Genomic DNA, 4898 nt, shown 5'->3' with positions numbered 1-4898 from the left:
TGTTAAACGTTTATGAACACAATCAAATCATTCGGTCTTTGGAGTCACGCAAAGGAATTTTTGACTGCTGCGCACATGGTGAAAGACCCTCAGCAAAGCAGTAAAGGGAAAACCGATTTCAGTTTGATAATGCCGGCATATTATCTTGTTGGCCATTCAATTGAGTTGTCGTTAAAATCTTACTTGGCAGCAAAAGGGTACCAAATTAGCGTTCTCAGGTCTAAAAAGTACGGTCATGATTTAGAGGCTTTGTTGGTTGAGTGCAGAAAGCGGAAACTCGGAAGAGAGGTCAAACTTACTAAACATCAATTCGATGCCATTAAATTATTCAGTCTTACTTACAAATCGAAGAAACTTGAGTATCTCGAGTATGGAAATTATCAATTACCAGAATATGGCTTTATATATAATGTAGCAAAGACTGTGAACGATTCTTTGGCATACTATGCATCAAATTCGCCGTTTAACCTTCGCCTTCACTCCGACCGGAAGGGGCGGGCCACCACCGCATAGTCGAAGCCAGAGGCGTAACTGACATTGTACCATTTGCAGTCCCTGTATTCCCCTTCCGGCAGGTGAGGCGTTCGTTAGCCCAGAGGAAAACACCATGATTTCTGGAATTTTAGATTTAAAAAGAATCCATCAATATGCAAAATGCAATAAGGAAATTCCTCATAGAACAAACGACAAAGCAATTTATAGGCCTTTAAAAAGTATAATTGATGACCTTGTTTTTTATGTTCCTGAAATTTCAGGTTGGTACTTCTGGGTAAATGCCAATGGCTTGAAACAAATTATTTATGTCGGAAAGTCAGATGCAAATACAGAATGGAATTTAAAAAAACGGATAGAGGAAGGTATTAGTGAGGGGCTAGAAGCTTTTTGGGGTACTCATTATGACAAACAAGAAGTTTTTGAAACTATGCTTAAAAAGTACAACTATAAATATGAGAACAATCACAAAAAAGCCCTCAAAAAAACCGGTGTAACCCACATTATTTGGATTGGAACAAGAGATAATATTGCTTCATTTGATATAAAAGAAATTGAGAAATATTTAATTTTCAATTTACAACCAACTGCTAATTCACAACATAAGAAAAAAGCACAATATACTGAATTCGCTGATTCTGAAATCGTTAAAAACCAATTTGAAGAAATATTTGAAGAAATATCATTTAATGGCTAACAAGGCTTTTGCAGCGGAGCGCAAAAAGCCGCGCCCGCTGAAAAGCAACGTTAGCAAACAAGATTTAAGTATAATTGGCAATTAAAAAAAGCATAAAGGGAAAAATTTGGGGTTAGTTATTAACAAGATGAGACGTGAAATTGTGGCCGACTATTTATTTGGTCTGTCAGTATTGGGGTTGCTGTTTAGTTTTGGTTGGTTTATATATCTGCCGATCTCTCAATTGGTTCAACAGAAAGAATTTATATCGCTATCTGATCTATTCCCACTAAAGCTGTTGTTTTATCCTACCCTTGGCTTCTTAACTTGCGGATTTTTACTTTATCTCAGCAAAACATTAAAAAATCAGAATAGCTGGGCCAGCTTTAAATATGAAAGACTCGGTGCTGGAACGCTCCTTTTAACGGCAATTGGCGCTTTTTTCGCACTGTCTATAATCTCAAACTTATGGGCATATCTTTTTGGCCTTTAAGTTATAAAAATATTAGGTATTTGCTAACCAGTCAGCCCAGAGGGACAGCCAGGGCCGGCGGTTTTTTGAAGAACCGAGGGGAATTGAGCAGCAAATAATTTTAATCAAATGAGTGGAAGCCCTGGCTGCCCCTGGCTTCCAGCGTTCGAAAGTGTAGCGTTTTACCATATACCGGGGATTAGTCGATGTTTGATCTTTTTGGCATACTCGCTATATCCTTCTAATTCATTCTTTAGCATTCTATCTTCGAGCCAAGTGCGAATTACCGTAAGAATTACTGCCAATACGCCTGGGATTAATGAATACAATGAACCAATTATCAACGAATCAGCTAAACAGGCGAAAATCATTGCGACATATCCGGGATGCCGAACAATACCGTAAGGGCCATCCGAAACGACCCTGTGATCTCGATCTATTTGAATTCTTGAGCTTCCTTCAAAGTGCTCATTTGTTAACATGGCCCAATAAAAGAAAAGGAAAAATGCCAAATAGAGAGCAACGCCAACAATCGCATAATTGACACTCAATTGAGACCATTGATATCTGCCGATATCCAGCCCCGCTACTACTGGAATAACCAGTAAAATCAACAAAAAGTAGATTGTTAAGATTGCCTTATCCCAGTTCTTAGTTCCCTGTCTTACAGATGCTCTTTGGTTTGCTAACCCAGGTGCAAACTTCCACATCAGTAATCCACCCACAATCGCCCCAATGAAATGAAGTCCAAATGCAAGCCATGCTCGTGTGATATTCACCCGACCTGCCGAAAGAAAGAAAGCGACTGCCATTAGTAAGGTCCACCGGAAAGGTGCGAACAGATACTTTACCCCATCTTTGTTTAAATGCTGCTTCATTCATCTCCCCCTTTCATCTATTCGTGTTTATGACATATCAACCCGTGTATCACAAACGAAAAAATGCAATTATTTCAATTAAATAAAAGATTGACGGGCAAGAAAAATATTGATACGATAATCTAAAATCGGGAAAGATCTTTGAACTCGTAAGCTGGGTTTCGAACCACCGCGTTCACAGGACGGCGAGGCCCATGCCGCCTGTGACGCAGACGTTAGATTTAAAAAAGGTTTACACATGAGAACAATTAATTGGAATGATTGGGGTGCCAGCATAGATTTGACAAAAGCAATTTGGAACAACGATGATGTCGAATTGATTTTATCCGGAGCCGCAGCTGCATTTTGCCGTGAATCTTTCGGAATTATGGCGGTTCGAATCACACCACAAATGGCCCAAGCTGTTGTAGTTCTCTTTGCAATTGCTGTCATCGGAGGAATAATATTATACGCATTGAGTAATGGATACGATGTTGAGGGCGAAGCGATAGACTCTGAAGGAAATAAATACAAATTTAAGTTCACAAAAAAGTCGAATGAATAAATCAATTCGCCGAAAATAATTATCTAACACTGCACTGGTGCCGACGCAAAGAGCGCGCGGCACAGTGCAACGTTATATTCTGATATGAAAATATTCAAAGATATTGAAAATTATTCTATAAAATACCTCAAAGAAATAATCCAAAAAACAATGGTGGGTTTCTTTTGCATGGGCTTATTAATTGGATTATCTCTTATACTTACGGGGGTCTCTGCTAAAAACGATGATTTTGAAGAAGTACTTATATTTAGTGTCATATGTATCTTCTTTTTATTGGTGTCTATATTGATGTACGCATTTGTAAGAATAAAATTATTGCCAGAAATTGAAAAAAGGTTAAATGGTAATTCACAAATATAACCTCACCATTCACCGGATTCGCAGGGGCGGGCCGCCTTTGTTTTGGCATGGTTTGGTGTTAACGTGGGCTTTGCGAAGTCTGTAAACCCTGCTCACCAGTGATGGTGGACGTTAGTGTTCTATATCGAGGTAATAATGAATAAAACTATTGAATGGTGGCAAGTGCAGTTAGGGTTTTGGGGAGGAATGGCTTGGGTTGTATTAATTATTCTTCTGAATTCAATTAACATGATAGGTATTCCTATTATAAGCTTAGCTTCGGCAGGCTATATTTTGGGAGTATTGGCCTCAGCTGCTGGTTACATCTTTTTTGAAATTTTTGCGGGTAGAAGCTTTAAATTCATAGCAAAAGAGCCAAAGCTTCGAATTGTATCTCTAATATGTCTGGCAATAATTGCATTGTTCGCTTTCATAGGCTTCATTGCCAGAATTAGTCATGACAGTAGCTATTTCTACATCGTGTTTTTTATAGTTGGATGTGTCATCGCGAATAGAGGTATATGGCCATTTCTAAATTATATGGATGAAATGCAACACTAACATCACCATTCACAAGGATTCGCAGGGGCGCGCCGCCTTGGTTTTGTCCATTTTTTTGTATTGAACTCTCATTTGCGAAGTCCGCAAACCCTGCTCACCTGTGATGGTGGGCGTTATGTCTTTAAACACAGGTATTCCAAAAAACAATATTTATCTGGCAAAAAAAATGAGTGAACGAAAAGATCATCTGAAATACATTGCAATGAAAAATTATCGAATAAGATGCAACAAAGAAATATTTTCGGATGATGAATTATATATTCTCAAAATTTATGGGCATTGGTTTAATGCTTTAACATCCGGAAAACTTATCCCTTTCACAAAGGAACAAGAACGCTTTATTGAGGTACATGAAAATAAGCTAAAGCCTGAAAACGAATTTGAGAAAGCATGGTGGAAATACCAAAGAAGGATAGAAATTGAAGAATCAGATCCTAATATTTCTAAAAGAAAATACGAATGGCACGATGAATCAGAAAGTTGGTTTTCCAGAAAAGATCGAGGTAGAATGATGCCCTATGGTGGTTTTAGAAAAAGGTAAAACACATTATTACATAACCTCCTACTCCTGCGGACTCAGTTCCTTCGCCGCAGAGTAGCGCGTTAGCTAAAGGGGGGATTTGATGCACCAGAGAGTAACAACGGCAATCTTAGCCGTCGCTGTCTTGAGCGGATGCACGCACACGATCTCGTTGCCGAGCGACCGTGGTGGTTATTCTTGCTCCTTCCAGACAAGTGACGCACGTCCTGATCCAAAACATTTGTATGCACAATCGGGCGCGGTCCTACAAATTGAAACGATACCGCCAATAGCGGAATCAATAAGACAATCGGTCTGCGCAAATCTGGATACGGGCCAACACGGTCCTGCATCCTTTGTAGTGCGAGACTATTCGTGCACCGCTTCCGGATTCACGACGATCAGATATGTCGCCG

Annotated in this window: 8 protein-coding genes; 7 read left to right on the top strand and 1 reads right to left on the bottom strand. The window is 39.3% G+C overall.

Annotated elements, in window-relative coordinates:
- The first annotated feature begins 12 nt into the window (after positions 1–12).
- The 3 genes from MRX98_RS21400 to MRX98_RS21390 all read left to right on the top strand — a co-directional run bounded on the left by MRX98_RS21400 (position 13) and on the right by MRX98_RS21390 (position 1661).
- Positions 13–513, top strand: a complete 501-nt coding sequence (locus MRX98_RS21400; RefSeq protein WP_246915070.1) for a hypothetical protein — start codon at positions 13–15, stop codon at positions 511–513.
- Positions 514–607: 94 nt separating this feature from the next.
- Complete coding sequence (locus MRX98_RS21395) at positions 608–1189, top strand: hypothetical protein (protein WP_246915067.1); 582 nt, start codon at positions 608–610, stop codon at positions 1187–1189.
- Positions 1190–1331: 142 nt separating this feature from the next.
- Complete coding sequence (locus MRX98_RS21390; protein ID WP_246915064.1) at positions 1332–1661, top strand: hypothetical protein; 330 nt, start codon at positions 1332–1334, stop codon at positions 1659–1661.
- A 161-nt stretch (positions 1662–1822) separates the two neighbouring features.
- Here the strand turns inward: MRX98_RS21390 and MRX98_RS21385 are convergent, their stop codons facing one another.
- A complete protein-coding gene (locus tag MRX98_RS21385) occupies positions 1823–2518 on the bottom strand; it encodes a methyltransferase family protein (protein WP_246915061.1) in 696 nt (231 codons plus the stop codon).
- Positions 2519–2756: 238 nt separating this feature from the next.
- Between MRX98_RS21385 and MRX98_RS21380 the strand changes: the two genes are divergently transcribed.
- The 4 genes from MRX98_RS21380 to maoP all read left to right on the top strand — a co-directional run bounded on the left by MRX98_RS21380 (position 2757) and on the right by maoP (position 4503).
- The gene (locus MRX98_RS21380) at positions 2757–3062 is read left to right on the top strand and encodes a hypothetical protein (protein ID WP_246915058.1); all 306 of its coding nucleotides are present in this window, start codon (positions 2757–2759) and stop codon (positions 3060–3062) included.
- 84 nt (positions 3063–3146) lie between these two features.
- Positions 3147–3422, top strand: coding sequence for a DUF350 domain-containing protein (locus tag MRX98_RS22350; protein ID WP_484840475.1), 276 nt, complete (start codon positions 3147–3149; stop codon positions 3420–3422).
- Between the two features lie 135 nt (positions 3423–3557).
- Positions 3558–3962 carry a hypothetical protein gene (locus MRX98_RS21375; RefSeq protein ID WP_246915055.1) on the top strand — a complete coding sequence of 135 codons (405 nt, stop codon included), beginning with the start codon at positions 3558–3560 and terminating at the stop codon, positions 3960–3962.
- A 115-nt stretch (positions 3963–4077) separates the two neighbouring features.
- Positions 4078–4503 carry a DUF413 domain-containing protein gene (maoP, locus tag MRX98_RS21370; RefSeq protein WP_246915052.1) on the top strand — a complete coding sequence of 142 codons (426 nt, stop codon included), beginning with the start codon at positions 4078–4080 and terminating at the stop codon, positions 4501–4503.
- The last annotated feature ends 395 nt before the right edge of the window (positions 4504–4898 follow it).

The organism is Desulfatitalea alkaliphila (genome assembly GCF_022968795.1).
Lineage (GTDB): Bacteria > Desulfobacterota > Desulfobacteria > Desulfobacterales > Desulfosarcinaceae > Desulfatitalea > Desulfatitalea alkaliphila.
The sequence above is the reverse complement of the archived record's forward strand: the minus strand, read 5'-3'. Positions and strand labels throughout refer to the sequence as shown.

What these genes read in the sequence shown, in the direction of transcription:
- MRX98_RS21400 (WP_246915070.1), top strand. Translation starts at nt 13, where the DNA reads ATGAACACAATCAAATCATTCGGTCTTTGGAGTCACGCAAAGGAATTT.
- MRX98_RS21395 (WP_246915067.1), top strand. Translation starts at nt 608, where the DNA reads ATGATTTCTGGAATTTTAGATTTAAAAAGAATCCATCAATATGCAAAA.
- MRX98_RS21385 (WP_246915061.1), bottom strand. Translation starts at nt 2,518, where the DNA reads ATGAAGCAGCATTTAAACAAAGATGGGGTAAAGTATCTGTTCGCACCT.
- MRX98_RS21380 (WP_246915058.1), top strand. Translation starts at nt 2,757, where the DNA reads ATGAGAACAATTAATTGGAATGATTGGGGTGCCAGCATAGATTTGACA.
- MRX98_RS22350 (WP_484840475.1), top strand. Translation starts at nt 3,147, where the DNA reads ATGAAAATATTCAAAGATATTGAAAATTATTCTATAAAATACCTCAAA.
- MRX98_RS21375 (WP_246915055.1), top strand. Translation starts at nt 3,558, where the DNA reads ATGAATAAAACTATTGAATGGTGGCAAGTGCAGTTAGGGTTTTGGGGA.
- maoP (WP_246915052.1), top strand. Translation starts at nt 4,078, where the DNA reads ATGTCTTTAAACACAGGTATTCCAAAAAACAATATTTATCTGGCAAAA.